General features: G+C 34.9%; 43 protein-coding genes, 1 tRNA gene and 1 pseudogene. 34 read left to right on the top strand and 11 right to left on the bottom strand.

What is annotated here, in order from left to right; genetic code table 11:
* Positions 1–64 precede the first annotated feature (64 nt).
* The 4 genes from IGJ11_RS08435 to IGJ11_RS08420 all read right to left on the bottom strand — a co-directional run bounded on the left by IGJ11_RS08435 (position 65) and on the right by IGJ11_RS08420 (position 4,602).
* Positions 65–1,867: a glycerophosphoryl diester phosphodiesterase membrane domain-containing protein gene (locus tag IGJ11_RS08435; protein WP_034698405.1), complete on the bottom strand. Its 1,803-nt coding sequence runs from the start codon at positions 1,865–1,867 to the stop codon at positions 65–67.
* Between the two features lie 92 nt (positions 1,868–1,959).
* Entirely contained in the window at positions 1,960–2,556 is a 597-nt protein-coding gene (locus IGJ11_RS08430) for a TVP38/TMEM64 family protein (protein ID WP_010737813.1), read from the bottom strand.
* Positions 2,557–2,969: 413 nt separating this feature from the next.
* On the bottom strand, positions 2,970–3,305 hold the full coding sequence (locus IGJ11_RS08425) for a hypothetical protein (protein ID WP_025480148.1): 336 nt from the start codon (positions 3,303–3,305) through the stop codon (positions 2,970–2,972).
* Complete coding sequence (locus IGJ11_RS08420) at positions 3,274–4,602, bottom strand: DUF1576 domain-containing protein (protein ID WP_178285980.1); 1,329 nt, start codon at positions 4,600–4,602, stop codon at positions 3,274–3,276. The genes IGJ11_RS08425 and IGJ11_RS08420 overlap by 32 nt, the downstream gene beginning before the upstream one ends.
* Before the next feature lie 254 nt (positions 4,603–4,856).
* Here IGJ11_RS08420 and IGJ11_RS08415 point away from each other — a divergent pair, with 254 nt between their 5' ends.
* A complete protein-coding gene (locus tag IGJ11_RS08415) occupies positions 4,857–5,423 on the top strand; it encodes a TetR/AcrR family transcriptional regulator (RefSeq protein WP_010737811.1) in 567 nt (188 codons plus the stop codon).
* Positions 5,424–5,619: 196 nt separating this feature from the next.
* Positions 5,620–5,707 (top strand) — tRNA-Ser (locus IGJ11_RS08410).
* 95 nt (positions 5,708–5,802) lie between these two features.
* Here the strand turns inward: IGJ11_RS08410 and IGJ11_RS08405 are convergent.
* From IGJ11_RS08405 to IGJ11_RS08385, 5 genes are all read right to left on the bottom strand, one after another.
* A complete protein-coding gene (locus IGJ11_RS08405; RefSeq protein WP_288322593.1) occupies positions 5,803–6,963 on the bottom strand; it encodes a site-specific integrase in 1,161 nt (386 codons plus the stop codon).
* A 136-nt stretch (positions 6,964–7,099) separates the two neighbouring features.
* The gene (locus IGJ11_RS08400) at positions 7,100–7,540 is read right to left on the bottom strand and encodes a hypothetical protein (RefSeq protein ID WP_181934950.1); all 441 of its coding nucleotides are present in this window, start codon (positions 7,538–7,540) and stop codon (positions 7,100–7,102) included.
* A gap of 85 nt (positions 7,541–7,625) precedes the next feature.
* The gene (locus IGJ11_RS08395; protein WP_181934949.1) at positions 7,626–7,826 is read right to left on the bottom strand and encodes a hypothetical protein; all 201 of its coding nucleotides are present in this window, start codon (positions 7,824–7,826) and stop codon (positions 7,626–7,628) included.
* A gap of 12 nt (positions 7,827–7,838) precedes the next feature.
* Positions 7,839–8,252, bottom strand: coding sequence for an ImmA/IrrE family metallo-endopeptidase (locus IGJ11_RS08390; RefSeq protein ID WP_181934948.1), 414 nt, complete (start codon positions 8,250–8,252; stop codon positions 7,839–7,841).
* A gap of 11 nt (positions 8,253–8,263) precedes the next feature.
* The gene (locus IGJ11_RS08385; RefSeq protein ID WP_128701690.1) at positions 8,264–8,602 is read right to left on the bottom strand and encodes a helix-turn-helix domain-containing protein; all 339 of its coding nucleotides are present in this window, start codon (positions 8,600–8,602) and stop codon (positions 8,264–8,266) included.
* A 289-nt stretch (positions 8,603–8,891) separates the two neighbouring features.
* On the opposite strand from IGJ11_RS08385, the gene IGJ11_RS08380 reads away from it, so the two are divergent.
* Genes IGJ11_RS08380 through IGJ11_RS08350 form a run of 7 tightly spaced genes read left to right on the top strand, consistent with a single transcriptional unit; the run spans position 8,892 to position 10,638 of the window.
* The gene (locus tag IGJ11_RS08380) at positions 8,892–9,083 is read left to right on the top strand and encodes a hypothetical protein (protein ID WP_010725712.1); all 192 of its coding nucleotides are present in this window, start codon (positions 8,892–8,894) and stop codon (positions 9,081–9,083) included.
* A gap of 10 nt (positions 9,084–9,093) precedes the next feature.
* On the top strand, positions 9,094–9,360 hold the full coding sequence (locus IGJ11_RS08375) for a hypothetical protein (RefSeq protein ID WP_010718784.1): 267 nt from the start codon (positions 9,094–9,096) through the stop codon (positions 9,358–9,360).
* A gap of 12 nt (positions 9,361–9,372) precedes the next feature.
* Positions 9,373–9,549, top strand: coding sequence for a hypothetical protein (locus tag IGJ11_RS08370; RefSeq protein ID WP_164907431.1), 177 nt, complete (start codon positions 9,373–9,375; stop codon positions 9,547–9,549).
* A 53-nt stretch (positions 9,550–9,602) separates the two neighbouring features.
* Positions 9,603–9,827, top strand: coding sequence for a hypothetical protein (locus tag IGJ11_RS08365; protein ID WP_081204301.1), 225 nt, complete (start codon positions 9,603–9,605; stop codon positions 9,825–9,827).
* Positions 9,828–9,837: 10 nt separating this feature from the next.
* The gene (locus IGJ11_RS08360; protein ID WP_088762512.1) at positions 9,838–10,194 is read left to right on the top strand and encodes a hypothetical protein; all 357 of its coding nucleotides are present in this window, start codon (positions 9,838–9,840) and stop codon (positions 10,192–10,194) included.
* Positions 10,181–10,375 carry a hypothetical protein gene (locus IGJ11_RS08355; RefSeq protein ID WP_368026302.1) on the top strand — a complete coding sequence of 65 codons (195 nt, stop codon included), beginning with the start codon at positions 10,181–10,183 and terminating at the stop codon, positions 10,373–10,375. The genes IGJ11_RS08360 and IGJ11_RS08355 overlap by 14 nt, the downstream gene beginning before the upstream one ends.
* Positions 10,376–10,377: 2 nt before the next feature.
* On the top strand, positions 10,378–10,638 hold the full coding sequence (locus IGJ11_RS08350; protein WP_223603510.1) for a hypothetical protein: 261 nt from the start codon (positions 10,378–10,380) through the stop codon (positions 10,636–10,638).
* Here IGJ11_RS08350 and IGJ11_RS08345 read toward each other — a convergent pair.
* Entirely contained in the window at positions 10,622–10,972 is a 351-nt protein-coding gene (locus tag IGJ11_RS08345) for a hypothetical protein (protein ID WP_104660618.1), read from the bottom strand. The genes IGJ11_RS08350 and IGJ11_RS08345 overlap by 17 nt on opposite strands.
* A 52-nt stretch (positions 10,973–11,024) precedes the next feature.
* Here IGJ11_RS08345 and IGJ11_RS08340 point away from each other — a divergent pair, with 52 nt between their 5' ends.
* From IGJ11_RS08340 to IGJ11_RS08315, 6 genes are all read left to right on the top strand, one after another.
* Positions 11,025–12,047 (top strand): recombinase RecT, encoded by a 1,023-nt coding sequence (locus tag IGJ11_RS08340; RefSeq protein WP_368026303.1) that lies wholly within the window; start codon positions 11,025–11,027, stop codon positions 12,045–12,047.
* Entirely contained in the window at positions 12,010–12,825 is an 816-nt protein-coding gene (locus IGJ11_RS08335) for a PD-(D/E)XK nuclease-like domain-containing protein (RefSeq protein ID WP_438772516.1), read from the top strand. Before IGJ11_RS08340 ends, IGJ11_RS08335 begins: the two co-directional genes overlap by 38 nt.
* Positions 12,826–12,842: 17 nt before the next feature.
* Positions 12,843–13,625, top strand: coding sequence for a hypothetical protein (locus tag IGJ11_RS08330; protein ID WP_223603512.1), 783 nt, complete (start codon positions 12,843–12,845; stop codon positions 13,623–13,625).
* A complete protein-coding gene (locus IGJ11_RS08325) occupies positions 13,625–14,473 on the top strand; it encodes an ATP-binding protein (protein ID WP_317751251.1) in 849 nt (282 codons plus the stop codon). The genes IGJ11_RS08330 and IGJ11_RS08325 overlap by 1 nt, the downstream gene beginning before the upstream one ends.
* Entirely contained in the window at positions 14,470–14,712 is a 243-nt protein-coding gene (locus IGJ11_RS08320) for a hypothetical protein (RefSeq protein ID WP_002301754.1), read from the top strand. The genes IGJ11_RS08325 and IGJ11_RS08320 overlap by 4 nt, the downstream gene beginning before the upstream one ends.
* Positions 14,713–14,854: 142 nt before the next feature.
* A complete protein-coding gene (locus tag IGJ11_RS08315) occupies positions 14,855–15,316 on the top strand; it encodes a DUF1064 domain-containing protein (protein WP_113821314.1) in 462 nt (153 codons plus the stop codon).
* 6 nt (positions 15,317–15,322) lie between these two features.
* On the opposite strand, the gene IGJ11_RS08310 is transcribed toward IGJ11_RS08315, so the two are convergent.
* The gene (locus IGJ11_RS08310; RefSeq protein WP_081201969.1) at positions 15,323–15,766 is read right to left on the bottom strand and encodes a hypothetical protein; all 444 of its coding nucleotides are present in this window, start codon (positions 15,764–15,766) and stop codon (positions 15,323–15,325) included.
* A 51-nt stretch (positions 15,767–15,817) separates the two neighbouring features.
* Between IGJ11_RS08310 and IGJ11_RS08305 the strand changes: the two genes are divergently transcribed.
* The 19 genes and pseudogenes from IGJ11_RS08305 (at position 15,818) to IGJ11_RS08215 (ending at position 24,631) form a co-directional block, all read left to right on the top strand.
* Complete coding sequence (locus tag IGJ11_RS08305) at positions 15,818–16,393, top strand: hypothetical protein (protein WP_113821315.1); 576 nt, start codon at positions 15,818–15,820, stop codon at positions 16,391–16,393.
* Positions 16,390–16,578, top strand: coding sequence for a hypothetical protein (locus tag IGJ11_RS08300; protein ID WP_201701188.1), 189 nt, complete (start codon positions 16,390–16,392; stop codon positions 16,576–16,578). Before IGJ11_RS08305 ends, IGJ11_RS08300 begins: the two co-directional genes overlap by 4 nt.
* Positions 16,579–16,585: 7 nt before the next feature.
* Positions 16,586–16,783 carry a hypothetical protein gene (locus tag IGJ11_RS08295; RefSeq protein ID WP_010718796.1) on the top strand — a complete coding sequence of 66 codons (198 nt, stop codon included), beginning with the start codon at positions 16,586–16,588 and terminating at the stop codon, positions 16,781–16,783.
* Positions 16,783–17,103, top strand: a complete 321-nt coding sequence (locus IGJ11_RS08290) for a DUF1140 family protein (RefSeq protein ID WP_438772514.1) — start codon at positions 16,783–16,785, stop codon at positions 17,101–17,103. The genes IGJ11_RS08295 and IGJ11_RS08290 overlap by 1 nt, the downstream gene beginning before the upstream one ends.
* On the top strand, positions 17,100–17,345 hold the full coding sequence (locus tag IGJ11_RS08285; protein WP_438772513.1) for a hypothetical protein: 246 nt from the start codon (positions 17,100–17,102) through the stop codon (positions 17,343–17,345). The genes IGJ11_RS08290 and IGJ11_RS08285 overlap by 4 nt, the downstream gene beginning before the upstream one ends.
* Positions 17,342–17,551: a hypothetical protein gene (locus tag IGJ11_RS08280; RefSeq protein ID WP_438772512.1), complete on the top strand. Its 210-nt coding sequence runs from the start codon at positions 17,342–17,344 to the stop codon at positions 17,549–17,551. Before IGJ11_RS08285 ends, IGJ11_RS08280 begins: the two co-directional genes overlap by 4 nt.
* 134 nt (positions 17,552–17,685) lie before the next feature.
* Positions 17,686–18,012: a DNA-directed RNA polymerase subunit delta gene (locus IGJ11_RS08275; protein ID WP_438772511.1), complete on the top strand. Its 327-nt coding sequence runs from the start codon at positions 17,686–17,688 to the stop codon at positions 18,010–18,012.
* Positions 17,945–18,343: pseudogene (locus IGJ11_RS08270) on the top strand (DUF1642 domain-containing protein); the annotation flags it as partial. The gene IGJ11_RS08275 and the pseudogene IGJ11_RS08270, both read left to right, overlap by 68 nt.
* 9 nt (positions 18,344–18,352) lie before the next feature.
* Complete coding sequence (locus IGJ11_RS08265) at positions 18,353–18,607, top strand: hypothetical protein (RefSeq protein ID WP_438772575.1); 255 nt, start codon at positions 18,353–18,355, stop codon at positions 18,605–18,607.
* Positions 18,604–18,981: a hypothetical protein gene (locus IGJ11_RS08260; protein ID WP_438772510.1), complete on the top strand. Its 378-nt coding sequence runs from the start codon at positions 18,604–18,606 to the stop codon at positions 18,979–18,981. Before IGJ11_RS08265 ends, IGJ11_RS08260 begins: the two co-directional genes overlap by 4 nt.
* Positions 18,978–19,166, top strand: coding sequence for a hypothetical protein (locus tag IGJ11_RS08255; protein WP_438772509.1), 189 nt, complete (start codon positions 18,978–18,980; stop codon positions 19,164–19,166). Before IGJ11_RS08260 ends, IGJ11_RS08255 begins: the two co-directional genes overlap by 4 nt.
* Before the next feature lie 70 nt (positions 19,167–19,236).
* Positions 19,237–19,368 (top strand): hypothetical protein, encoded by a 132-nt coding sequence (locus tag IGJ11_RS08250; RefSeq protein WP_438772507.1) that lies wholly within the window; start codon positions 19,237–19,239, stop codon positions 19,366–19,368.
* Positions 19,346–20,113: a phage antirepressor KilAC domain-containing protein gene (locus tag IGJ11_RS08245; protein WP_438772506.1), complete on the top strand. Its 768-nt coding sequence runs from the start codon at positions 19,346–19,348 to the stop codon at positions 20,111–20,113. The genes IGJ11_RS08250 and IGJ11_RS08245 overlap by 23 nt, the downstream gene beginning before the upstream one ends.
* A gap of 103 nt (positions 20,114–20,216) precedes the next feature.
* Positions 20,217–20,630, top strand: coding sequence for an ArpU family phage packaging/lysis transcriptional regulator (locus tag IGJ11_RS08240; protein WP_207427674.1), 414 nt, complete (start codon positions 20,217–20,219; stop codon positions 20,628–20,630).
* A 591-nt stretch (positions 20,631–21,221) separates the two neighbouring features.
* Complete coding sequence (locus IGJ11_RS08235; RefSeq protein WP_438772505.1) at positions 21,222–21,353, top strand: hypothetical protein; 132 nt, start codon at positions 21,222–21,224, stop codon at positions 21,351–21,353.
* Between the two features lie 60 nt (positions 21,354–21,413).
* Complete coding sequence (locus IGJ11_RS08230; RefSeq protein ID WP_438772504.1) at positions 21,414–21,554, top strand: hypothetical protein; 141 nt, start codon at positions 21,414–21,416, stop codon at positions 21,552–21,554.
* A 229-nt stretch (positions 21,555–21,783) separates the two neighbouring features.
* Positions 21,784–22,506 carry a DUF5677 domain-containing protein gene (locus IGJ11_RS08225; RefSeq protein ID WP_438772502.1) on the top strand — a complete coding sequence of 241 codons (723 nt, stop codon included), beginning with the start codon at positions 21,784–21,786 and terminating at the stop codon, positions 22,504–22,506.
* Between the two features lie 45 nt (positions 22,507–22,551).
* Positions 22,552–23,400 (top strand): phage terminase small subunit, encoded by an 849-nt coding sequence (gene terS / locus IGJ11_RS08220; protein ID WP_438772501.1) that lies wholly within the window; start codon positions 22,552–22,554, stop codon positions 23,398–23,400.
* The gene (locus IGJ11_RS08215; RefSeq protein ID WP_438772499.1) at positions 23,387–24,631 is read left to right on the top strand and encodes a PBSX family phage terminase large subunit; all 1,245 of its coding nucleotides are present in this window, start codon (positions 23,387–23,389) and stop codon (positions 24,629–24,631) included. Before terS ends, IGJ11_RS08215 begins: the two co-directional genes overlap by 14 nt.
* Position 24,632 lies beyond the last annotated feature (1 nt).

The following is a 24,632-nucleotide window of genomic DNA, read 5'->3' as shown; positions in this document are numbered from 1 at the left end:
GCGCGAGAGAAAGATAAAGTAATTGAAAAAGAACCCCATGGATTCAATCCATGGGGCTCTTTTTTTAACCAACACCTAAAACGAAATTCAATAATTTATCTGAATAGGTGATCTCTTCATCCATTGCTTTGATATTTTCATTTAAGATAGTCATTTGATCAGTAATGATCCCATCAACACCATAAAACATCATACGACTGATTCCATCTGAGTCGTTAACCGTCCAGACATACACTTTTTTACCATCTTGATGAGCTGAATCAATAAAATTCCGATTGATCGTACTATACTCCATCGTCAAAAAGTCAGCCGGAGTAACTGGTGGTCCAACAATATTGAATGGTAGGATGTAGCCTACATAAAAATTAGGATTGGCATTTTTCAGATCAGATACTGTCTGATACGTAAGACTTTGTAGAATATGCTGATGAGTTAAAATGTTTTCTTCATATTTTTTGACAAAGCGATCAACGATATCTTTAGAATCATTTTTTGAATTTTTGATTTCGATTAAAAGTTTTTGATTTAATTCATTGGCTCTCTTTAAATAAGTATCAAAGGAAACGACAGGTTCTTTCGCACCGTTTTCAGTTACTTTTAACTTTTCTAATTCTTTCAAGGTTAGATCTTGTGGTGCTTTATTTATCCCTGTTAATTTTTTTAAGTTAAAATCATGCATGACAACGAATTGACCATCTTTGGTTTCTTGTACATCCATCTCCACATAATCAGGATGGTAGGTACGACTTGTTTTTTCTAAAGCAGCTAAAGTATTTTGGGCACTGTTACCTCCACTGACACCACGATGAGAAATCGTTACAGGTTTCGTTTGAGAAGCAGAAGTCAAATAATCCATATTGTAGAGACAAACACCTACACCAAAAAATACAGCAAATAAAACTAAGCTTGTATTTTTAAGAACAGAAAAACGTTTGTTAGGAGATTCTAAACGAAACCAGTTAGGAGTCTCAGGAAGAAAACCTTCATCATCCATGAAATCAATAATAATGTAAAAAATTCCGACTGTTGACATAACGATGTTGAATAAAAGGATAGCTTGAAGAATCGTCATTGCAAAAACAGCGCTAATCAATGAATAATTAGGGAAAAATTGTTCTACAATTATTTGTGCGAGGAGCACAATTAAATAGCCGGCAAATGAAATGAGTAAAATACTACCACCAATAATGATGAACTGTCCAAGGATTGCAAAAAAACGTGATTTGGTTAAATACCAACTTTCTTTAACCGCTTGTTTAAATGGTCGATCACGTAGAATCATTTCTGGTAAGGCAAAAATGAGACGGATACCAATGTAAGCTAAAAAGATATAAAACAGAATGAAGCTACTAACCACGATCCAACGATTAGTAAAAATAAAATCCATGATAAAAGCTGGGATTTTAACTTTAGATAGTAAATCAGAATTAAAACTCAACCCACTAATCGGTAAAATAAGTACGAAATAAGCTAAGAAAAAAAGAAAAGTCAATGGGCGTATTTTTTTTAATTGACGAAACGTTGCTTGAAGTAACTGTTTCAACGAGATAGGTGTTTGTTTCTTAATAAAGTAAACACTCATCAATAAAAAAGTAAACTCAAAATAAACTAGGAGTAAGATAGTTAGTAAGACAGCAGTCAAAGACAATAAGACACCTGGGTGCTGTGAAAGGATCGTAGAGATATTATCACTAGATATATAATCAATGGCTCCTCGATTCAAGATGAATCTGGTCGTACTATTCAATAAGGGTAAACAAATAAATAAAATAAATAAATGCATAATCAAAACATCACGAAAATATGCTTGAGTTCCTTTAAGAAAGTCCCAAGCATTTCCTAAACTTCTTTTTAAATAAATTAACATTCAATCACCTACCATAAATATTATAACGTAAAAATAAAAATAAGTGGACAGATTGCGCAAATACTTAACGCAGTACGCCCACTTATAATAAACTATCCTAGTAATCCACTTAAGAAATGTCCACCATAAATCAAAGCCATGCTGTATAAGAAAATCGAGAGGGGTTTCGCCAATAAAATGATCCAAGTATATTTTTTTACAGAAATATTTGTTAGACCAGCCATTAAACAAAGCGCATCATCAGGGGCCACTGGTAGAAAAATTGCTAAAGCAAATAACTTTTCAAAGCGATTCTGGTTATCGAGCCAACCAACATACTTGTTATACGTCTTGTCACTGACCATAGATAAAATAAATGGTTTACCATACCGTCGACCAAGTAAAAAGATGATGATCGAACCGATACAAATCCCTACATAATTATAAATAAAACCAGCATAAGGTCCAAAAATTAATACACCGGCTGCTGTACTTATCCCTCCAGGAATGATTGGAATAACAACTTGCAGGATTTGGATTAAGATGAAAATGATAGGACCTAAGATAATTGAATCTCCAACTAATCCTCTTAAAGAATTTAAATCTTTAAATACACCCAAATTGATAAAATAAATCGTTAAGCCTATCGAAATTACTAATCCAATGATAGATATAAAATTGATCAATTTCCGTGATGCCGCAATGTTCAACGTCTATCAACTCCTTTGATACGTTTTCTTATATTACTAATGTACTTTATTAGTGACTCTTTGTGCCACTATTTTAAATGACAGTTATCAAACAATTTTGTAAGTTGTAATAAGTATAATTTAAAAACGATTCAAAAACATCCAACTAGAGATGTATTTGAAGTATTATTTTTGTGCCTGTAGTTTTAGGGAAAATATCCTCTATTAAATGAAAAATCGGCGTTCAAGTATTAAATCTTTAAAATAAGCTGAGGAAACTAAAAGAAGAAGTTTTTGCTTTACCTCTTATGCGTTTCTAGCTTACTTACGTGGATAGAATACTCTGAACGCCATAACTATATGAAAGCTAAAGGGAATATCTCAGGGGAGTGAAAATCAGTGTCTCATTTTGTCTTTTCACTAAGCCTGTTAAATCAAAGGATTCGTCTAAATACTTTTATATTTAAGATGGGAAGTTCGTACATGAGTTCCACATCATCAATCAGACTTCCAAGTAATCGGAAATCTGATTGATCCAGAAAAACATTTCCAAGCTCTTGGTAATATAGATCCATAGTAGGATTTCTTGGTTCATTGAGCATTTCCGCTAACTCATGCAAATCAGAAGGAGGAGAATAACAAGTTCCTTGAATTTCAATATATAATCCTTCGGGTGTTGATTCTAGCCCAATCCTTATTTCAGTGATCTCGTGAGAATAAAGATAGGTTAAAAATTCACTAATGATTCTTTTTGATAATTCTTTTTCCAATGTCATCCTTTTCCTTTCTGCCAACAGTCAGGCTGTCTAAGATCGGTACAAGAAAACCTGCAACGAATCCAGTTGAGAATCCACTATTATATAGGCTTAATCCGCCATGTAATGCACTGACGTTATGGACTAAGACAATATGCAAAAATCCAGCTAAAATACCAAAAATACTACCATAAAAACCACTAATGGGAGCAAGTGCAGTACCAAATATCGCTGCTACGATCATTGTTGTTTGAGAGGCATCATGGATAGTAGCCAGATATGAAGCAAGATAAATCCCTATAAGTATGGGGAAACTGTTCTTTAGATGACAACCAAAGGCACTGAATCCAACTGAAGATAGGATTGCACCAATAATCGGGCCGTTGAATTCACCACCAATAAGAAGAACATAGATGGAAAGCATTAGCCCTACTAACCCCATGTTTAGTAAGGTGGCACCGATACTTGAGATCGCCATAAAATCAGTAGTTACTTTTCCTGAAGTTTGAAAAATGTCATGTAAACCAGTGAGCTTCCATGAATTAATAAAAAGACCAAATAGCGTAGTTAAACTAAAAAAAAGAAAAATGACTAATGTAAGTTCTTGATGGTAGCCTGTTGAAACGAACGATTGAACTTCAATTGAAAAATCAAATAACCGAAGGATACCAGCCACGACCATGGCGATCAATCCAGAAGTAAAACCAATATTATACAAATTGAATCCACGATGAAAAATAAGGGTATGCGATGCCAAAGGAGGGAGTAAAAAACCAACGAGTACACCAGTCAGATTACCAAATAAAATACCTAATCCCAATGGTAAGTTCATACCGAAAGTGATATAACTAACTACAGGTGACAAGGCACTAGCAAATAAGCCAACCATAATATACTGTGAAAAAGGTTTATGTACAAAATGTGCATAGAGATAGACACCCAAAATAATGGAAAGAGAGTTATACAGATTTTTTCCAAAAAAAGAAAAGCCTGTGACGGTTAATACAGAAGCAAAGATTAGTCCATTTAGATAGACTTTATGATGATAGCAAAGAAGTACGGACAACAAAGTCAGGACACCAACATTGATAAATGCGCTTCCAAAACCACCTATTGCCAAATAATCGGTCATCAGATTACTAGGAGAAGTAAGGATATTGCTGAGCCCCTCAATAGTTTCAACCGGATGTCCAGAAACAAGCCCGATTATTAGAAAAAACAAGCCAGTAAATGTTAAATAAAAATACTTATTTTTTTGAGATGGCTTTTTTTTGATGGGGTGAATATAAATAACGTCGTTTTTATTAACCATTACATACCTTCTTTGTCGTTTTCTTTAACTATAACGTGAAAGAAATCTTTTGGTCAACTAACAGTTACAGAAAAATCAATTTTTGTAAGGGGAAACAGTATTTTTGTTTATTCTTAAATAATATTGTATCATTGTTAAAAATAAATAAGAAAAAAACTTAAAATATAACGTTTTGAGTAAATTATTTGCCAAAAACTGTGTATATCGGTTACAATAAAACAACATATACTGCAGTAAGAAGTGGGGGAGTTTTAATGAGAAGAAAAGTCTATACTAAAGATCAAATTCTAAAAGCTGCTTATGATGTTGTTGCAAAGGAAGGTTTTAAAGGGTTTACTGCGAGAAATATTGCTAAAAAAATGGGTATATCCACACAACCTATTTATTTAGAGTTCAAAAACATGGAGGATCTAAAAAATACTTTATTAGACTCAATTTTTGAACAACTCAAAGAAAATGTTTTTCCAGTTGAACGTACTGGAGATAAAATTATTGACCTAGGATTAAACTATATCTACTTTGCAAAAAAACATCATAGTCTTTACATGGCATTATATATCGACGAACATGGCGATGGACAAAAAATGCATGATTTTTCTTATAACTATTTCCGTGAAATCGTCAAACAAGATCATCGATACAACCAGTTGTCAGATGAATACGTTGATGCATTACACACTGGAACCTGGGTTGCAGTTACTGGAATCGCATCTTTAATGTCTTCAAACATCATGCACCCAACTGAAGAACAAATTATTTCGTTCATCAAGCGAACGATTGATTCTATTCTTTCTTTAGAAAATCCTGAAACAATTAGTTAGATCTACTTATGAAGTGTGATAACACAAGGTTCATTCCAATACTCTTTCTTACTTCACATTGGGCACTATTTAAGAAGGAGCAGAAAATGATTCTTGTGTTTTTTTGTCTTCTCATAAAATAAATATGCCGGTTTTTGATTTCTATCGGGAAATAGGCTTGACTTTTTACTAAAAAAAGTTTAAAAATAATAGGTATGGAAGGTTGGCAGAGTGGTAATGCACCGGACTCGAAATCCGGCGAACCGGCTAACACCGGCGCACGGGTTCAAATCCCGTACCTTCCTTTGTATCAACGTTTCTGAGCTATCTGGCGTTTGCTGGATAGCTTTCTTTTTAAAAAAGAGTACCCCTTTTAGTACCCCTTTTGACATTATCCCATTCATCCTTTCATATAATTTGAAAAGTTAGAAATAGTGGTCTTATTTTTGTTTTCTGTAACGTGCGTATAGATATTCGCTGTTGTTTGTATGTCTGCATGTCCTAATATTGCTTGAGCATCTTTTAGTGAAGCCCCAGATTCAAAAAGTAAACTTGCATGTGTATGTCGAAATCCATGAGCGGATATTCGTTTCAGCTTTTCGTTTTTCTTATAAATTTGTTTCAACCAAAAACGTGTAATTGTTGGATTATACAATTCTCCATTATTGGAAAAAACTAAATTTGTACTATCGAAAATATGAGTAAGTTTATTACTGCTTTTTTTATATTTTTTTAGAGCGTTTGATAATTCATGATCTAAATATATAGTTCTAACTCCATTTTTCGTTTTTGGCTCATTTACAATTAAACGCCCATTTTTGCCCCTTGTGATAGTTTTATTGACGTTTAGGGTATTTGTATTAAAATTAATATCTGACCATGTCAAAGCGAATGCCTCGCCTTTACGTAAGCCAGTATAAGCTAACAAATAGAAAAAAATGTAAATAGTGTCTTTTTCTTGCTTAGCTGCTCTCAAGAATTCTAGTAACTCATATTTAGTGTAGAATTCAATATCCTTTTTTTCTATGCTTAGGATTTCACCTTTTGGCACTGTGACAATTTTCATAGGATTGTTTTCTGTTTCCTGGATTGAAACAGCATAGTCAAAAACATTGGAAGTATAGTTTTTATATTTTTTGAATGTTTTTGGATATTGTTCAGACCATTCATTCACAGCTTTTTGGCAAAAAAATACGTCTATTTTGTTTATAAAGTTTTCTCCAAAGACGGGTAGAATATGGAGCCTAAAAATTTCTTCAGTAGACGCCCAAGTACTTTCTTTTACAGTTTTTTTATAATTTTCGAACCATAAATTATATATTTCTAAGAATTTTTTACTTTGTTTTACTTTTACTGAGTCAGCACCTTCATTTTTTACTTGAGTTTCAATTCTTCTTAAAGCTCGATCTGCTTCAAGAGCAGTTTTGAATCCCATTTTTTTCACTTTTCTTTTTTTGCCAGTCATTGGATCTACACCAGCGTAAATGTAGAACATGTATTTTGTTTCATTCTTTTTTGTCAAATAGCTTTTAATGCGTTTATCAATTTCTCGTTTAGCCATCTTTATCTTTCCTTTCGTACGTTTGTTCGGTTGTACAGCGGATTTCGAGATGGTAAAATAGGGTACAACAAATAGACCTACTTTACCGTAGCTCTTTGCACATTTGCGTTCTTGGTCGGGCAGCAAATGTGCTTTTTTATTGATCACTTACTAATGGTGTATCTACGCCTTTATTAGTGTCTAAATTGCTATATAGATATAGGACAGTGTAATTAGTCGCATCTTTTTTTGAGTAAATCAAAGAAAAGTTGTATTTTTTGTCTTGCCAAGTAAAATCTCCAGTACCATTGTAGACATTTTTGTACTCTTCACCAGTTTCTGCATTTTTATCGTCAGGAAATTGAGTAACTTTGATAGATTTTAAATCCATCTTCAAATTATCTATTGAATATATTTCTTTAATGTGTTTCTCGGCAATAGTTGCAAACTCAGCAGTTTGATCAGAGCCTACTTCTTTGATAGTACTGTTTGTCTCACTATAATTTTTTGATTCCTTTGTTTCAGCTGTTGACGATCCACATCCTCCCATAATTGTTACTGATAGTAATCCAATAATTCCAAATTTAATAAATTTCATTTTCTACTCCTTATCTCTATGATATTATTTTATTGGAGAATCTTAGAAATAAGGTTTCTAGTCCGTGTGCCAGCACGGGATTTTTTTATTTGAATAGATCCCAAAAGCTGAAGGTGGTTTTCTTATATACTTTGTTATACGTTGCTTTCTTTGGATCTTTTATCCATCCAGAGTCTTTTTTACCGTAACCGGGGATCACCGCTTTTTTTACAGCTCTTTTAGCCTTTCCAGTTGTTCTAGCGCTGATAGACTTTTTAATACTTGGTTTTCTCAGTCCTATTTTCATCTAAACTCTCCTTCACATTACATGTAAATATGTACTTGTTTTTAGATGATTCACAAGTAATTTTTTTATACATTCTTCACAATCATAATCGATTCCATAGTAGTCCATGAACTTCATATAATTGATTTGATCTACAGCTAAAGCGAATAGATTCATATAATCTTGCAATAAAACTTCGATCATGAATCTATTTGCTTCATCTTCCATTTTCGAGTGAAAAACAGATTTACTGTATAATGCGATTAATTCATTGTGTCCTAGCGCATGTCGCGATTCATGTAGTAAAACTTTATTTCGTTCTATTTCAACTAAATTTTGATTAATGAAAATTGTCCTTAGTTCTGGAAGGTAGAATCCTTCAGATCCAATATTGGTAATTTCTACATCAATCCCGTTTTCTTTTAACAAATCTTCAACATTATCCATACACTACGACCTCACTTATTACTTTTTCTACCTTCCAGAAATATTCTTACCGCTTCTTTATCTTGTTCGGTAAGCGGCTGGCCATTCCAAGTCATGGCACCTTTCAGAGCCTCTTCTAACTCGGTTTCCGTTACTTGATTTGCTGTGGTTCCGGGAGTTTCTGTTTTACCTAATAAATAATCTGTAGAGACATCTAGATAATCAGCAACTTTTTTTAAGTATTCTGATTTTGGTTCTTGATTTTTCCATTTGTAAATAGTGCTTTCACCAAATCCGACTCTTTTTGACAGTTCTTTTATACTTATCCCCCTTTGCTTCGAAATATTTTTTATCCTTTCAAATGTTGTCATATCAGCAATCCTCCAACACAAAAAGAATAAATTTACCCTAAAGGGATAAAAACTGTTTACAAAGTTACCTTTATGGGTTATTATCTTCTTGTAAGTTAATTTGATAGAAAAAAAGCAAACTAAAAACACACCTTATAGCATTAAGTTTGGAGACCGAGTGCAAATAAAAGGCTTGTTATAGGCTTATTTAACTATGCTTTGATATTACCCGATAGGGTTAAAAATGTCAATGAAAATTATATTTTTCTATCACTTTAACTTACAAAATTATAAAAAAGGAAGTGAGATAATGTCAAACTTGGATAATGGTCGTGCGGCAATCAAAGAATTTATGAAAGAAAACGGGATAACCATGGATGATTTGGCTACTGCTTATGGTCACACGCGTGTACGAATGCAACAAATTCTTGATGGACACTGGAGTGGACCAAAGGCAAACAGAACTATTCTAGAGATCATTCGTGATTACAGAATTCGTTAGGAGGCTAGTCATGAATATTCTAAGCGAAGAGTTTCTGACTCGTTTGAGAATCGCAATTGTTGAAGTTGTGAAGGATGCACTTAGTCAGCTTTCAAAAAAGAATTTGTCAGAAACACGATACTTGAAAAAAATCGAAGCTAGAAAATATGTGGGAGGTGTAAATGATCAAGGATTTGAGAAGTTAGTCGCTCACGGTTTAAAAGAAATTCGTATAGATGGCTTTTTAAGGTATGACAAAAAAGACATCGATGAACTGATGGCTAAACACAAAATTTAAAAGGAGAACAGCATGGGCAAGTTTAATCGATCATTAGTATTTAGCGCACCGCTAATTATCTACGCTTTAGGTCTTTGGGGAAGCAAACAAGCATTGATCGGCACGATTGTTTACATGGTATGGATCTTCATAGGTCTTGATGAAGCTGAGTATAGAACCAAAAAAAGACACGACCGCCGGCAAGCATAATCGTGTCAAAAAAATAAAAATCTTTTAAACCATTATACCACAGGAGGAAATAAATGATTTCAGTAAAGGGATTAGGCGATGAAATATTCGAAGTAATGATGAATAAAGCGCAACAAGACATCCAAGAAAAAATTCTAACCACAGCAAGCTATGGACAAACGAGTTGCACTGTTCGTTCAAAAGGACTTACACCATCATTTCTAGTGGCACTGGAAAGTGAAGGCATTTCAAACATCAAGCAAGATGATGGCACCATCAAATTATTTTGGGAATTTTAGGAGGCAAATGATGAGCGTAAAGGATGTAGCTAAAAAGCAAATTTTAAAAATGGAGCATGTCATTGATCAAATCAATGAGGCGGAAGATTTACTTATCAGTTTAAAATCACCAGCACTGAATAATCTTAATGAGCTTATGACTGATATTTCCATCGGTGTACCTACTCAATTTTTAGGGAGAGGTTTTTTCCAAGAAGAGCAAAGTAGGTGGCATAATGTCCAGCTTGAACGTGATCTTGGTATCACAGAGATTCAAGAAGAAATTCGTAAGCTTGTTTCCAAATCAGTTCAAAAAAGGATTGAAGTACTGGAAAGCGAGTTGAGAGCAATGATTTATTATCGCGGTGATCATGATGAAAGACTTTGATTCTTTAGGTGCTAGACAGCAACCGCCAAATGAAGCTAGCCCTGTCGTAGTTGATTGGCAAGGGAATCCCTTATATTCAGGGGACTCTTGCTACTTAACCGAAGATGGATATGTACAAGAAGAGGACATTTTGGAATATGTACAACAACATTTTCCAAAGATTGAACTAGGAGGAATTTAGGGATGACCAATGATGTATCAGAAAAATTAGCGAATGAATTACAAAGTCTAAGCAAAGAGTTTTTCAATAAAGTTTTGGAAACAAAAAAAGAACTTCTTCCTTCGATGAAAGAAGAAGAACTGTTCTTTTTACACAAAAAGTTAAATGAATTCAGAAGAGAAATTCCATCTGATGGATTCGATGCAAATTTTCATATCGGACAAATTATGACAGATGCAATCCTGATTGTTTTTGCAGATGATGATCTTAAATACGCTGATTAAGTTTATCAAGACTGTCGTAAATAGACGTTAATCTCAACTGATTTTCTATAGTTGGTTCTTTGATGAACAAATCTAAGTATTTAATATACGTACTCAGTTTAGTGAAAAAAGCGTCTATATCGTCAAACTTTAAAGTTTCCCAATTATTGAGCAACTGATTTCCTAAAGAATTATAGTTTTTAAGAACAGATGAGTATAAATAATATTCTTCATTACTAATACGAGGATCGAATAAGTCCATTTTACTACCTTCCTCTAGATCTCTAATGTTCTGCATAACTAATCGACAGATTCCAGAAAGCTCATTATAGGTATCTTTTTTTAACTTATACATTTTTATCGCCTCACTTTCAAAATAAGTATAGCAAAACAAAGGAGAATAAAATATGGCAAACGATTTAACACAAACAACACAACGTTCATTAGACGAGCAGGTGATCAGTAATCTTGGACGGTTACAAGAACAGGGTTTAGAGATGCCTCCAGGATACAGTCCACAAAATGCATTAAAGAGTGCTTTTTTCGAGCTTACTAACAATACAGGTGGAAATTTGCTACAGATGGCCACAAATAATCAAGAAATGAAAACCTCTATTTCTAATGCACTCTTAGACATGGTTATTCAAGGACTATCACCAGCGAAGAAACAGTGTTACTTCATCAAGTACGGAAACAAGGTTCAGCTAATGCGTTCATATTTTGGAACAATGGCAGTCCTTGATCGTGTAACTGGAGGGGCAGATATTACGCCTGTAGTCGTTCGACAAAATGATGAGTTTGAAGTTGCAATGGATGGACCAAACATGGTTGTCAAAAAGCATGAAACAAAATTCGAGAATTTAGACAACGAAATCATCGCGGCATACGTAGTTATCAAATTAGCAAATGGCAAAGAAACAACAACAGTTATGACGAAAAAGCAAATTGATCAAAGTTGGGCGAAGTCAAAAATGAAGGGTTCTGGACCGCAAAAGGAATTTCCAGAAGAAATGGCTAAACGAACAGTGATTAATCGTGCAGCTAAAGCATTAATCAACACAAGCAACGATAACGATTTGTTGGTTCAAGCCGCAAAAGATACGTTAGAAAATGAATTTGACAATGATCGGAAAGACGTAACGCCACAAACAGAAAAAGTGGCCACACTTGAAGAAAAACTTTTTTCAAATAAAACTGTTGAACCAATTCAAAAAGAAGCAGAAGAGATTGTGATTCCTAACGATATTCAAGAAGAAAATATTCGTATTGCAACTATTCCAGGACATTCAGAAGTTGAACAAGCGCATCCTATTGAAAAAGAAACATTGAACGAACCGATTCAAAAAGAATTATTAGATATTCCGGACTTTGGACGTGAGGAAGGTGTAGACGATGTGGCTGACTTCGATGACGATGACTATCCTTTCTGATGAGAATTACTATTCAAATGAAGCTGACTGGCAGTACATGTCAACATCACAATATAAGTCCTTTTTAAAATGTGAAGCTGCAGCATTGGCCAAACTCAAAGGCGATTGGCAGCCGATATCTGATCCTAAAGCTCTTTTAGTCGGAAACTACGTACATTCTTATTTTGAATCGAAAGAGATACACGAAGCGTTCAAAGAAGAAAATAAATCCAAAATGTTTTCTAGTCGGAAGCCATATGGCTTATTGAAAGATTTCCAGATTGCTGAACAGATGATTGCTCGACTAAAACAAGAAGAAGCTTTCATGAACATTTATCAAGGTGAGAAAGAAACGATTGTAACTGGTGAATTATTTGGAACTCAGTGGAAAGGCAAAATTGACTGCTTGAATTTAGAAGAAGAATACTTTGTCGATATCAAAACAACGAAAGACATGCACGAACGTAAATGGAATGAAAATTATGGATCAAGAGAAACATTCCTAGTCAATTTTGGATATGTACTTCAAATGGCTATATATCAGGAGTTACTTTTACAACAATACGGAAAGACGTGCACACCGATTATTGCAGCAGTTTCTAAACAAACACCAAGTGAAGCAAGACTGATCACAATTGACCAGGACAATATGGATTATGAGCTGGTTATGTTAAAAGAAAAAATTGAAAGAATTGTCAGAGTGAAGAATGGTGAAGAGAAGCCGAACCATTGCGGTTTATGCGAGTACTGTAGAGGTAATATTCCAATTACTGGATTCACTAGCATGGACGATCTTTAAACGGAGGTGCTTTGCGAATGAATCTAGGATACATCAAGTTATACCGTAAAGTGACTAGTTCATTCGTTTGGACCAATTCCGATATGTTCAAGCTATGGATATTGTGTTTAATGAAGGCTAGTCATGAAGATAGAAAATTTTTATTTAACGGTCAAGAAGTACGTTTGACAAGCGGACAATTCGTCACAGGAGCCCATGCAATGGCAAAAGAGTACAACGAAGGAGTACCGAGTGACAAAGCAATTGCATGGCGAACGCTATGGAGATGGCTTAAGAAATTTGAAAACGAAGAATTATTGACAATCCAATCGAACGCTAGATATAGCGTTATAACAATAATAAATTGGTCTGACTATCAATCTAGTGACAAGCCAGTGACAAGCGACGGACAATCTAGTGACAAGCCAGTGACAACAAACAAGAATGATAAGAATGAAAAGAATGATAAGAATAATAATTATGTCGCAACACGCAAAAAACGCGTGTACGCAGATGACGATCCAAATAAAAAATTGGCCATTCTTTTATTAAAACTAATTCGAAAAAATCAAAACATCAAAGAACCTGATTTGGATAAATGGGCGAATACGATTCGTTTAACAATTGAATCTGACAAACGAACTGGTAGAGAAGTTCAAGACATGATTGTTTGGGCCACAAGCAATGATTTCTGGTCAGGGGTAATTTTATCACCGACTAGCTTAAGAAAGCATTTCGATAAGATGGCTATCCAAAAAAATAAAAGAAAGCAACAAAATATTTCTAATGATGAGTTACCAGAAACAGGTGAGGATTGGTAATGGATAAAAAACTAAGTGCAATGGCTGCACCTTACGGCGGATTAAAAACAGCAGATCATAATTGCCCGAAATGTGGCGATCCATTGTATATCTGGAAAACAAAAAATAAAGATGGTACTGATCGATGCGGTCCTACATGTATCAATAAGATTTGTGGTTACCGAGAAATGGTAACTAAAAACCAAAAAGAAGCCATCAAAAAAGCGAATGAAGCAATGAAAAAGGATGCCATCAATCGAATGCTTAACAGTTCAATGATTACAGATGATGCCATATGGACCTTCGATTTTGATGGATACAAAGTAGTTGATCAGGAAACAGCACAAATAAAAGCGATGGCTCAAGAATGGGCTAAAAAAATCGTAAGTGGTAGCACGATTCACGCGGTTATTACGGGTAGAACAGGAGCCGGAAAAACTCATCTAGGTGCTGCAGTGATCAAAGAAGTAATGATGGCATCTAATTATAAAATTGCCTGTTCATTTATAAGCTATCGAGAATTATTAGAGCAATTGAAATTTGCAATGAATGATCCAGAAGCAAGAAAAGCTGTGACAGGATCGTTGATGGCTGAAATTAAAAAGACGGATTTTGTAGTGATTGATGATTTAGGTGCGGAGCTAGGAAGAATGGAAGAAAACAATCAAGCAACACCATACGATGTTGATGTTCTCACATCTCTAACAGAAGCTCGTCTAAACAAAGCTACGATATTCACAACCAATTTATCATCGAAGCAATTAAAACACGCTTACGGTGAGCGAGTGTTCTCTCGTGTAATGAATGGAACGAAAGGGAACATCGCTGTATTCAAAACAACGACAGACAAAAGGAGGAATCCAGTTTGACCTTTGTAGTGAAAAAAATGTGCTACTTAGATAGCCGAGGGCGAGGAGAAGCTAGTGTTGAGTTTGCTAAACACCACACGACTAAAGAAGAGGCTGACCTTGTTGCAAGTGTTTGTGGCGGCGAAGTAGTCGAAGTTATTAAACCCAAAAGACGATTTTCAAAACCTAAGACAAAGCCAGTGAAAAAAGAGTGTTGTTGTCCGAAAAGTAACCAAGCATGGATGAGAGGTGCAAAATGACTTGTTTAAAATGCAACGATGAAACAGTTATTTGGTATAAGACATCGCTTGGATGGTCAACTTGTGAACCCTGTCCAGTATGTAATGAAAATGGACGACGTTCAAAAGAGCGACTAGAAAGACTAAAGAAGGAGCATAGCAAATGGCAACAAGAAGCAAATACGGAAACAAAAAGCACGAAGTAGACGGCATCACTTTTGATTCTAAAGCAGAAGCTCGTTATTACATGAAGTTAAAACGAAACGGTATGAGTTTTATGCCATTATCTGAAACCTACTGTGCCATGCAAGAAAATGTTCTGCTTCAAGAAGGTTATCTATGTAACGATCGTAAGATTGCACCGATTTATTATCGAGCTGATTTTGTGATTTATGAAAATGGCCAAGTGAAAAAAGTGATTGATGTCAAAGGTTATCAAGATGCCATTTCTATGCTGAAAATGAAGATGTTCGCTCGTCGATACGGTTTTCCAGTGACATTTGCAAAATTCGATTCAAAAATCAATAAGTTCATTGAAATGGACTGCTTTGAGTCTGCTAGACAGCAACGAAAGAGACAAGCAGAACGAAGAAAAAAAAGCTCCAATAAGAAGCTTCTTCATTAGAATCAGTTATTTAAAAAATTCACTTATAAGTATAGTGAACATTGATGAAACAATTGCTATTAAAATTGCTGACCAAATAGGGTGTTTGTTATAAAAAGATTGATTACGTAAAAAGTTCTCTCCAAGAACAGTAACCGACGGATACTCTATTTTTAAGACAAAAAAGTATTCCGATTCAATACTAAGTTCTATTCCTCGGACAAATTGGTCATCAATTGCAATTTGAATAATAGCGGGGTCTTCTCCTGGGGGTAAGTATAATATAGGATGCCCTTTTGAATCACGACCTGTAGGGATATATTTTTTCTGAGACACTTTTTTTAAGAACTTTTTCATTTTTCGTGAATCTGTTTGTTTATTGAAAAATTTTTTATAGAGTTTTGATTCCGCTGTTTTATAACGAATCTTTCTAAAATATTTTTTCAGTGATTCTTTAATTTTATTAAACACAATTATTCAACTCCTTAATAAAAAGCATATCAAAGAAAGTAGGAAAATAAAATGACAAAACAAGTGAATTTCAGACCAGAATTGAAGAAAGTAACATCAAAATCAAATGGGAACACAGAAGTATTACTAGTTGTTAGCAACGGATCATTGAGAGGTAGTACTGAAAATTTAACTGAATTTCTTGGCTCAACAGTAACTGTAGTAATTCAACCAGAAACAATCGAATACACAGTGCCAGTAAACAAGCAAACGAAGAAACCAAATATTGAATATGTTGTGAATTCAGATGGCACAATTGAAATGTTAAAAGAAGAGCAAACTTCTTTGGATATTGGCGATGGAGTGGAAGAAGTTGAGAATATTGAATTCCTTGTATCAAAAGAAACGATTGATGAGTTTATTAAAACAGCAACGACATTGCAACTGCCAGAAAACGTAACTGTAAATGTTCGAGACGTTCTTATCCGTTTAGATGAAGGCGATAGTATGAATGAAATTGCTGCAGATCATGAATTATCAGAAACAGCTTTAATTGATCAAATCGAGTTAGCTAGACAATACTTTGCTCCATATGCAGATACCTGGTCTAAACATAAAGATGACATCATTTTTCCAGAGGAACAATGAGAGCAACTGATCCAGTAATTATCCTTGAGGAAGCCAAATTTATTTGGACTCATGAAGAGATAGAGCAAGCACGCTTGCTCTTTTCTCAAGGAGTTAAGCCAAGCAAAGTAGCTGAAATAATGGATCAAAAGATTCTTGATGTCGGATTACTTTTGCTCCATATAGCAGAAAAAAATTTGATTTGAGGTGAAGATGATGATTCAACTTGCAGGAATACAAACTGGAAAAATTTATTTTGTTGGCAAGAACAAAAGTGAAACGAGTCAATGGTTGTTGAAAACATTTACCAATAATAAAAAGTTACGAAAGCATTATCCAAATGAATTTTTGAAAGATGATCAGATTATGCCAGAACCAATGTTATTAATTCGAAAGAAAGACAACGAATAATGGATCTTATTAATCAATACAGTGATACCATTCTCAAAAAAATTATGATGAAGATTCAGAAAGATAAAAAAGCAAAAAAACGAGCTGAAATAGTTAAATTGGAAATGGCTGAAACTGGTTCAGGAGTTCGAACCGCTCGACATTGGAAAGCAGCGTCTAATATTGAATTTTATTACAACGAAATTCAAAAAGGGTTCGATCAGATGCGTGAGCTGGATAAGCAAACAAATTGGAGCAAGAAACTTCATCAAGATCGTTTCAAGTTTATAGAGAAATATAAAGAGATATTAGACGAATACATGGAGGAGGACATCAAATGATAAAACAGCTCATTCAATTCAGCATGGATTTATATGATATCGAATCAGGAGCAACAGTATCTGTGGAATCTGATCATCTAATCATAAAATTTGCTGACGAACGTCAAATTATCATATGGGTAGTTGACGATATGCTATATCCAGAAATTGTACATGATTTCGAAGAATCAAAAGCTGTTGAGTTTGAAACAGTAAAAAAAGTAATGGAATTGATTGAAAAATACGGGGAGGACAGCGAATGAATTTTTATATAATTAAGTTTGGTCAATATTTTTACAGAAAAAGTGATCGATTTATAAATGTTGTTTCATTAAATTTAACTTCTCTATTACAAGATTCTCAGTGGTTTGATAGCTATGAAAACGCAATGGAAACTGCGGAAAAATTCGGTGGTGAAGTTGAAGAATGCAATATATTGGGATTGGAAAATATGGAGGACAGCAAATGATACCGAAGTTTAGATTATATGATCCGACCGATCAGAAAGTTAAAGAAGTTGCAGAAATTGATTGGCCTTTAGCAATAGTTTGCGCTTGCGGCGGAGCGGCGGAACGAAAAGCTCGACTTTGAAGGAGGAACAAGATGAAATTCTATAGATATGAAAGCTCCGAGAATATTGGTTATTGGAGCGAAGGGTTCGGACAAGTGTACAAAGACTACGAAGACGAAAAAGATTATTTGATGGCTGATGATCCAAGCGGAGACGAAACAGTGAGGATAGTTTCAATTGAAATACCTGATGAATTGGTATGGGGAGCGGAAGAAACAAGCGAGGTATTGGAACAAGCAACAATAATACATGACGCAGATCGTTTAGACGAAGATCCGAGAAAAGACGGATATGATTTTGATTTTTATGCTATATGGGCAGACGATGTTAAAGACGAAACGAGGGAACAAGATGAATAAACAAGAATTGATTGAAACATTAGAAGAGCTTAAGAAAAATTCTAAACGCGTCATCGGAACAAATGGTCGTGATTTGTATTGGCAGGGAAAAACAGAAGCGTATGACAATGCACTTGGCTTAGCAAAACAACTAGACGAACCTCAGAAGCCAGTTATTGATTCGTTCGTGGCGGAATATCTAAATTATTGTATGGCGAATGAGTGGACGTTGAGAGAGGCACTTATAACTGGGAAAATTCAACTTCCAGAGTATCTTCACAAAGCAGTAGATTGGTTAAATGACAGCATGAACCAAAACATCTTTGCTCAAGCATGGTTATTTGGATACGAGGTCGAGAGAGTGAAATACAGAAAGAAACCAGTAGTAGTTGAAGCGGTGCAACTTACGGAAGAAAATTTGTTAGAAGTGAAAGATTGGTGCAATGGTGAACTAGTACCTAATGCAGAAACAAGTGGATATGATCTATATATTTCAACTTTAGAAGGTACCATGTGCGCCGATATTAATGATTATATTATTCGAGGTGTGGAAGGCGAATTTTATCCATGTAAGCCAGATATTTTCGAGAAAACGTATGAGGTGGTAGAAGAATGAAAGGGCTGAAACAACTCATATCTGAGAAAGAAAAGGAATTGCAAAGTTTAGAAGATAGCTTAGGTCTAGGATTTCCAATTATTGAGCAAGCGAAAACGACTCGAATTTGTTATCTCAAAACTGAATTAGAAGATTTGAGAGAGTTAGAGGGACAAATTAAACTCAACGACAACCAGAAAATTGTGTTGGAGTGGTTGAAAGAAAATGAATCAGCAAATGGTCCAATACGAAATATATTCTGGATGATCAATAACACAGCATGGGGGCATTTAGATGAATTAAGCGATCCTTTGATGGAATTAAATGATGATCAACAATTCGAAGTCCTAGCAGCATTCGCGCAATGGGGATTGGGACAGGAGGAAGCGGAATGAAAGTAAATGAAGCATTGGAAATACTAGAAAATATGCCGGCAGAAGCTATGCTGTATTTTTGGGTAATTTCAAATGGTAAGCAGTGTTTAATGACTCCAACTGGATTTAAATTGAACCCTGACGGAGATAGAGTAGGGATTGAGAGTGATATCGTCATTGCAATTGATGTGGAGGAAAAAGAATGATCTATCCTTTTATCTTTATTGTACTTTTTGTTTCTATGCTAGTAATCATACAAGAGGAGAACAAGAAATAATGGGAAAGACGAAATCGAAAATCAAGAAGAAAAAACGCCGTTTGGAACAAAAGGCCATTCAGAATGGAACGGCTAACTCAAAACTTTTGAAGAAGGGAGAAAAAGAGAATGGATCAACCACAAATTTTTAGTTTTGAAGACAATCAAGTTAGAACAATTTTAGTGAACGACGAACCATATTTTGTAGGTAAAGACGTTGCAGAAGTCTTAGGATATAGCAACACTCAAAAAGCAATCCTAAATCATGTGGATGAAGAAGACAAGGGGGTAACGAAATGGGACACCCTTGGAGGAAAACAAAACATGACGATCATCAACGAATCAGGGCTATACAGCTTAATACTTAAATCTAAGCTACCATCATCAAAAAAATTCAAACGTTGGGTAACTAGTGAAGTCCTACCACAAATCAGAAAACACGGTATGTATGCCACAGACGAACTGCTAGACAACCCTGATTTACTGATTGAGGTAGCAATTAAGCTTAAAGAAGAACGAACCAAGCGATTGATAGCCGAACAAAAGGTAGCGGAGTACGAGCCTAAAATTACTTATCTTGATACGATTCTGGCTTCAAAAGATACAGTTAGTACCTCTCAGATTGCGGCAGATTATGGGATGTCCGCTATCCAGCTAAACAAATTACTACATCAATTAGGCGTACAACGTAAGGTTAGTGGTCAATGGTTGCTTTATAAAAAGCATATGAATTGTGGTTATACAAAATCACATACAAGCGAAATCAAGCAATCTGACGGTACGGTTAAAATAGTCATGAGTACGAAGTGGACACAAAAAGGTAGATTATTTATTTACAACTTATTGAAAGACGAGGGACATTATCCTCAAATGGATCTATGGGATAATGTTTCTTAATATAAAACATAAAAAGAGACAGCCAAAATTGGCTGTCGCTACATAAAATGGAAATTGTTTGAAAGTTTCTCTCATTATAACATAAAAGGAGCGATTTTGCTTGATAAATTTATTACGAGAAGTAGATTTCAAACAAACAAGAGATAATGCCAGAAATGTTTTAAAGAATTTTAGACGTTTAGAGCGCATAGCAGGTCGCTCTTTGATAGATATTAAGTCACCAGTTATAACAGATATGCCTAAGGTTCCTAGTCATGGAAACAGAGCAGAAGATGCCATGATCCAATTAGCAGATGCTGAAGCAGAAAGAGATGCGATTTTGAGGGCTTTGATGGCGCTTAGTCTAATTAGTCGTCAGATACTATACTACAGTTTCTGTGTGCCAGATAGTTTCTCAAACTACAGGATTAGTCGTGAATTAGGTTATTCAGAACGAAGTATTCAACGAATGAAGTCGGAAGCTCTAATAGAGTTTGCAGAAGCATATAGGCATGGGGGAAAAATTGCTTATAAATAATTTGGCGGTTTTTTGGCGGAATGATGGCGGTTTTTAGCCATTTACCAGTGATATTATGTTAGTGTCGAAAGATTAGGAAACAGGACTTCGACAGAATAAACGAAGGGAGGTAGTCTCCCTCATCGTTGTAATTATGCTTTGATAGACAGCAACCAATCAAACAAAAAAATAAACGAAAAGGAAGTGACAAGCTCCTTGTTAATTTCTTCGTATTTATCAACTGGTTGCTGTCTGTTTATATCATGTCGCTGTGGCGGAATAGGTAGACGCACTAGTCCTTCCAAAGGATATCAGTCAAGGGCGGAGCTTAGCTCAAATTAGGGTAGATATCATGCAAGGTGCAAATCCTTGCCAGTGACTTTGGGTTTACGGTGATCCCAAGCTACCAGTTAGCAAAACTGTACGGAGATTGAAAGACTACTTACTGAAATAGTACCTCCTTAAGTGAGAGGACTCGAAACCTGTTTAGCTGTATTAAAGCTAAGTGGGTTTTGTATTTTTGGTTGAATAGACTTGTTGATGTGGTGTAGTTTTTACATATGAGATCACTCGTTGAGTGGTCTTTTTATTTTGTTCGAAGGGAACGAGAACATGACAGAGAGTAAAACATTCGATGAATCATTAAACTATCTCAGAAAAGCTTGGGTTCAAGTGAAAGTTAAGTTTGGTAAGATGTTTGGCTTTGATAAGGTGATCACTTGGGTGGGGAAATTTTTAAGCTAATTTTTTACATAAAGGAGGAATAAAATTATGAAACAATAGACTGCTAAAGATTTTGAGGAAATGAAGCAACTAAAGAAGGACTTTGAAGAACTTGTTAGTGAGCTAATTGTTAGAGTTATTCAAAGAAGATTGCGAGTCGAGCTAGCTACAGCAAAAGCTATTTATAATGATCTAAATGCGATTGAAGAGAAGAATGTCTAATGAGAAGTTACTGGTGTGTATTACTATCAAATGAATATCCGCATCCAAACGTTGATGGCCAGGCGAAATTCAAGTAACTTTAGGAAAATGGCTTAAAAATCTCTATTCAGGACAAACCAATTTAGACAAAGTTTCCGGTTTAAAGATATTGATTGAGGTTGACCTTATATTGAAAGATATTGATGATTGAGAGATAATCAACATATTGGAAATAAGGGAGGCTACTAAATTGCAAAATAATATTAACGAAGTCAATCGAATTATTAAAGATTATGAAAAAGTGCTAGAAGCTATCGCAAGGAAGATACCAGAAGTAGGAGAACCTTTGCCTTATATGGTAGCGACAGAAATTGGCTATGAAATTTTAGATTTGAAACTATCTATTAATGCTTTACTCAATGAAAATTGTTATGCTGGAATCTTAACTTTATCACGGAATATGTTAGAAAATTATATTTATTTAGTATATATACTGTCAGAGGATTCTTTCAGGAGAAGCAGAGCCTATCAACTGAGTTTTTATAAAGAAATGGATAAACAAGTCAAAGAACAAATAACTAATAAAACGTTAGAAGAAATGAGAAAACAAGATGAGTCTCTTAACAAGCAAATTACACTATACAATACAAATAAGGAATTAATTGAAAATAACTTAAAAGAGCTTGATTCACTCTATGGACATAAATTAAAAAAGTGGTATAACGACGATAAAAAGACAAGTAATATTTCCAGCCTATTTAAACGACTGGGTAAATCTCATTTGTATGACGGTGTGTATAGATATTTATGTATGGAGGTACATGGAACTAATAGTTTTAAACATTTATGTTTGACCGAAGATGGAGAACATATAAATTTACTTAGAACTAATTTAGAAGTAGAAAAAATTAACACAATCACTTCTAATATTCTTCTTAATGTGAAAGATGAATTAGAAAAAATTTATAAATAGAAAACAAAACTCAACCTAAAAAGAATGCGAGGTGGTGTGATTTGAATGGCAAGAAAACGTGATCCAAGACGTGATAAAGCCAAAAGGATTTGGTTAGAATCCAACGGAGAAAAGCAATTAAAGGATATTGCATCAGAATTAAATGTTTCAGATTCACAAGTTAGAAAATGGAAATCAATTGATAAATGGAGTGCTGAATTGAAAGGTAATGTTACCATTGGTAAAAGTAACGTTACCAATAAAGGTGGCGCTCCTTTTGGTAATCAGAATGCAAAAGGGAATAAAGGCAATAGCCGAGCATCACCGCCAGTAGGGAACAAGAACGCTTTGAAAACTGGCGAGTATGAAACCATATTTTATGAAACATTAAGCGATGAAGAGAAGGACATCTATTCTAATTTGAATAATGATCCTTCTTTTGTTTTGTCTGAGGAAATACGATTGCTGAAGATAAGACAGCTGCGAATGATGAAAAGAATACAGCAAGCCGAGGCTGGTTTAAACGATGAAGAAATCGAACGTCTGCAACAGTTAAGGAAAATCAAAACGCCGATTGAAAAAGACGGTAGAAAGCTAGAAATCAAACGAGAGGTTATGCAAGACGTACAGGTTTCAAGAAAGACTTATCGAAAAATAGATGACATTTTATCTATTGAAGATGCACTTACTAGAATCAGCAACCAGTTAACGAAGGCAATTAAACAGCTTAATGCGTTAGCTACAGAGGAATCAAGAAACAAAGTATATAACAACCAAGCCAATAAGCTAGAGGTTGAAATTGATATGCTGAAACTAAAAGCTAACTTGTTACGCAGTGACTCAGAAAAATCTACCGAAGAAAAACTTGATGAGTTGTTAGAAAAGATTAGTGGTGAATTAGATGGCACTAGTTGATATTTATAATCCAAAGCAAATCGACGTGTTAAACAAAACTATTAAGAATGATTGGTTCATCACGCTATTACATGGAGCAAAACGTTCTGGTAAAACAAAAATAAACAATGATTTGTTTTTGTTTGAATTGCGACGTGTGCGAAAGATTGCAGATAAGGAAGGCATTAAGGAACCGATGTATATCCTAGCAGGAGTTTCTAGTGCAACGATCCAAAAGAACATCTTACAGGAACTATACAACATGTACAGCATAGAGCCTAAATTCGACAAACACGGAAACTTCAAGTTGTTTGGAGTTAAGGTAGTACAAGCATATACAGGAAACATCGGCGGTGTTGGGGCAATTCGTGGTATGACAGCATATGGCGCTTACATCAATGAAGCCTCGCTCGCTCGGCAGGAAGTATTTGCAGAAATCATTTCACGTTGTTCAGGAACAGGAGCGAGAATTCTAGCTGATACAAACCCTGACAACCCAGAACACTGGCTAAAGAAAGAGTATATTGATAATTCAAGCAAAAACATCCAATCGTTCCACTTTGAATTGGATGACAATACTTTTTTATCTGAACGCTATAGAAATAATATTAAAGAATCAACTCCAAATGGGATGTTTTATGATCGTGACATCAAAGGACTATGGGTTTCTGCTGAAGGTGTCGTTTATCGTGATTTTGATGCCAGCAAGCACTATATCCAGTCAAAAGACTTGCCACCTTTGAGCAATTATTATTGTGGTGTTGACTGGGGATATGAACACTGGGGATCAATCGTGGTTATAGGTGAAACAGATGATGGAACGTCTTATTTAATTGAAGAACATGCTACTCAGTTTGAAGAGATTGATTATTGGGTAGATGTAGCAAAAGGCATTCAAGAGCGTTACGGCTTACGAGTGCCTTTTTATTGTGACTCTGCGAGACCGGAGCATGTGGCTAGGTTTAAAAGAGAAAAGATTAATGCTAAAAATGCTCATAAAGCACGGTTATCTGGAGTTGAGGAAGTCGCTAAGAGATTTAAACAAGATAAATTGTTTATCTGTCAAGATAGAGTGATGAAATTTCGGGATGAAATTTATCAATACATTTGGGACAAGAAAAAAGGCGAGCCAATAAAAGAATATGATGATGTGCTAGACTCCGTTCGATATGCGATATATACTAATGAGCTTCTTAAGAAACCAAAAGTTAATGTCAATGAAAAGATTAAACGTGTTAAACGCATGTTTTAAG

It is taken from the genome of Enterococcus sp. DIV0691 (assembly GCF_051711145.1).
Taxonomy (GTDB): Bacteria; Bacillota; Bacilli; order Lactobacillales; family Enterococcaceae; genus Enterococcus_B; species Enterococcus_B hirae.
The sequence above is the reverse complement of the archived record's forward strand: the minus strand, read 5'-3'. Positions and strand labels throughout refer to the sequence as shown.

Excerpts from the sequence above, each read along its gene's own strand:
- IGJ11_RS08435 (WP_034698405.1), bottom strand. The coding sequence starts at position 1,867 with ATGTTAATTTATTTAAAAAGAAGTTTAGGAAATGCTTGGGACTTTCTT.
- IGJ11_RS08420 (WP_178285980.1), bottom strand. The coding sequence starts at position 4,602 with ATGGTTAATAAAAACGACGTTATTTATATTCACCCCATCAAAAAAAAG.
- IGJ11_RS08415 (WP_010737811.1), top strand. The coding sequence starts at position 4,857 with ATGAGAAGAAAAGTCTATACTAAAGATCAAATTCTAAAAGCTGCTTAT.
- IGJ11_RS08405 (WP_288322593.1), bottom strand. The coding sequence starts at position 6,963 with ATGGCTAAACGAGAAATTGATAAACGCATTAAAAGCTATTTGACAAAA.
- IGJ11_RS08400 (WP_181934950.1), bottom strand. The coding sequence starts at position 7,540 with ATGAAATTTATTAAATTTGGAATTATTGGATTACTATCAGTAACAATT.
- IGJ11_RS08395 (WP_181934949.1), bottom strand. The coding sequence starts at position 7,826 with ATGAAAATAGGACTGAGAAAACCAAGTATTAAAAAGTCTATCAGCGCT.
- IGJ11_RS08390 (WP_181934948.1), bottom strand. The coding sequence starts at position 8,252 with ATGGATAATGTTGAAGATTTGTTAAAAGAAAACGGGATTGATGTAGAA.
- IGJ11_RS08385 (WP_128701690.1), bottom strand. The coding sequence starts at position 8,602 with ATGACAACATTTGAAAGGATAAAAAATATTTCGAAGCAAAGGGGGATA.
- IGJ11_RS08380 (WP_010725712.1), top strand. The coding sequence starts at position 8,892 with ATGTCAAACTTGGATAATGGTCGTGCGGCAATCAAAGAATTTATGAAA.
- IGJ11_RS08375 (WP_010718784.1), top strand. The coding sequence starts at position 9,094 with ATGAATATTCTAAGCGAAGAGTTTCTGACTCGTTTGAGAATCGCAATT.
- IGJ11_RS08370 (WP_164907431.1), top strand. The coding sequence starts at position 9,373 with ATGGGCAAGTTTAATCGATCATTAGTATTTAGCGCACCGCTAATTATC.
- IGJ11_RS08365 (WP_081204301.1), top strand. The coding sequence starts at position 9,603 with ATGATTTCAGTAAAGGGATTAGGCGATGAAATATTCGAAGTAATGATG.
- IGJ11_RS08360 (WP_088762512.1), top strand. The coding sequence starts at position 9,838 with ATGAGCGTAAAGGATGTAGCTAAAAAGCAAATTTTAAAAATGGAGCAT.
- IGJ11_RS08355 (WP_368026302.1), top strand. The coding sequence starts at position 10,181 with ATGAAAGACTTTGATTCTTTAGGTGCTAGACAGCAACCGCCAAATGAA.
- IGJ11_RS08350 (WP_223603510.1), top strand. The coding sequence starts at position 10,378 with ATGACCAATGATGTATCAGAAAAATTAGCGAATGAATTACAAAGTCTA.
- IGJ11_RS08345 (WP_104660618.1), bottom strand. The coding sequence starts at position 10,972 with ATGTATAAGTTAAAAAAAGATACCTATAATGAGCTTTCTGGAATCTGT.
- IGJ11_RS08340 (WP_368026303.1), top strand. The coding sequence starts at position 11,025 with ATGGCAAACGATTTAACACAAACAACACAACGTTCATTAGACGAGCAG.
- IGJ11_RS08335 (WP_438772516.1), top strand. The coding sequence starts at position 12,010 with ATGTGGCTGACTTCGATGACGATGACTATCCTTTCTGATGAGAATTAC.
- IGJ11_RS08330 (WP_223603512.1), top strand. The coding sequence starts at position 12,843 with ATGAATCTAGGATACATCAAGTTATACCGTAAAGTGACTAGTTCATTC.
- IGJ11_RS08325 (WP_317751251.1), top strand. The coding sequence starts at position 13,625 with ATGGATAAAAAACTAAGTGCAATGGCTGCACCTTACGGCGGATTAAAA.
- IGJ11_RS08315 (WP_113821314.1), top strand. The coding sequence starts at position 14,855 with ATGGCAACAAGAAGCAAATACGGAAACAAAAAGCACGAAGTAGACGGC.
- IGJ11_RS08305 (WP_113821315.1), top strand. The coding sequence starts at position 15,818 with ATGACAAAACAAGTGAATTTCAGACCAGAATTGAAGAAAGTAACATCA.
- IGJ11_RS08300 (WP_201701188.1), top strand. The coding sequence starts at position 16,390 with ATGAGAGCAACTGATCCAGTAATTATCCTTGAGGAAGCCAAATTTATT.
- IGJ11_RS08295 (WP_010718796.1), top strand. The coding sequence starts at position 16,586 with ATGATGATTCAACTTGCAGGAATACAAACTGGAAAAATTTATTTTGTT.
- IGJ11_RS08290 (WP_438772514.1), top strand. The coding sequence starts at position 16,783 with ATGGATCTTATTAATCAATACAGTGATACCATTCTCAAAAAAATTATG.
- IGJ11_RS08285 (WP_438772513.1), top strand. The coding sequence starts at position 17,100 with ATGATAAAACAGCTCATTCAATTCAGCATGGATTTATATGATATCGAA.
- IGJ11_RS08280 (WP_438772512.1), top strand. The coding sequence starts at position 17,342 with ATGAATTTTTATATAATTAAGTTTGGTCAATATTTTTACAGAAAAAGT.
- IGJ11_RS08275 (WP_438772511.1), top strand. The coding sequence starts at position 17,686 with ATGAAATTCTATAGATATGAAAGCTCCGAGAATATTGGTTATTGGAGC.
- IGJ11_RS08260 (WP_438772510.1), top strand. The coding sequence starts at position 18,604 with ATGAAAGGGCTGAAACAACTCATATCTGAGAAAGAAAAGGAATTGCAA.
- IGJ11_RS08255 (WP_438772509.1), top strand. The coding sequence starts at position 18,978 with ATGAAAGTAAATGAAGCATTGGAAATACTAGAAAATATGCCGGCAGAA.
- IGJ11_RS08250 (WP_438772507.1), top strand. The coding sequence starts at position 19,237 with ATGGGAAAGACGAAATCGAAAATCAAGAAGAAAAAACGCCGTTTGGAA.
- IGJ11_RS08245 (WP_438772506.1), top strand. The coding sequence starts at position 19,346 with ATGGATCAACCACAAATTTTTAGTTTTGAAGACAATCAAGTTAGAACA.
- IGJ11_RS08235 (WP_438772505.1), top strand. The coding sequence starts at position 21,222 with ATGACAGAGAGTAAAACATTCGATGAATCATTAAACTATCTCAGAAAA.
- IGJ11_RS08230 (WP_438772504.1), top strand. The coding sequence starts at position 21,414 with ATGAAGCAACTAAAGAAGGACTTTGAAGAACTTGTTAGTGAGCTAATT.
- terS (WP_438772501.1), top strand. The coding sequence starts at position 22,552 with ATGGCAAGAAAACGTGATCCAAGACGTGATAAAGCCAAAAGGATTTGG.
- IGJ11_RS08215 (WP_438772499.1), top strand. The coding sequence starts at position 23,387 with ATGGCACTAGTTGATATTTATAATCCAAAGCAAATCGACGTGTTAAAC.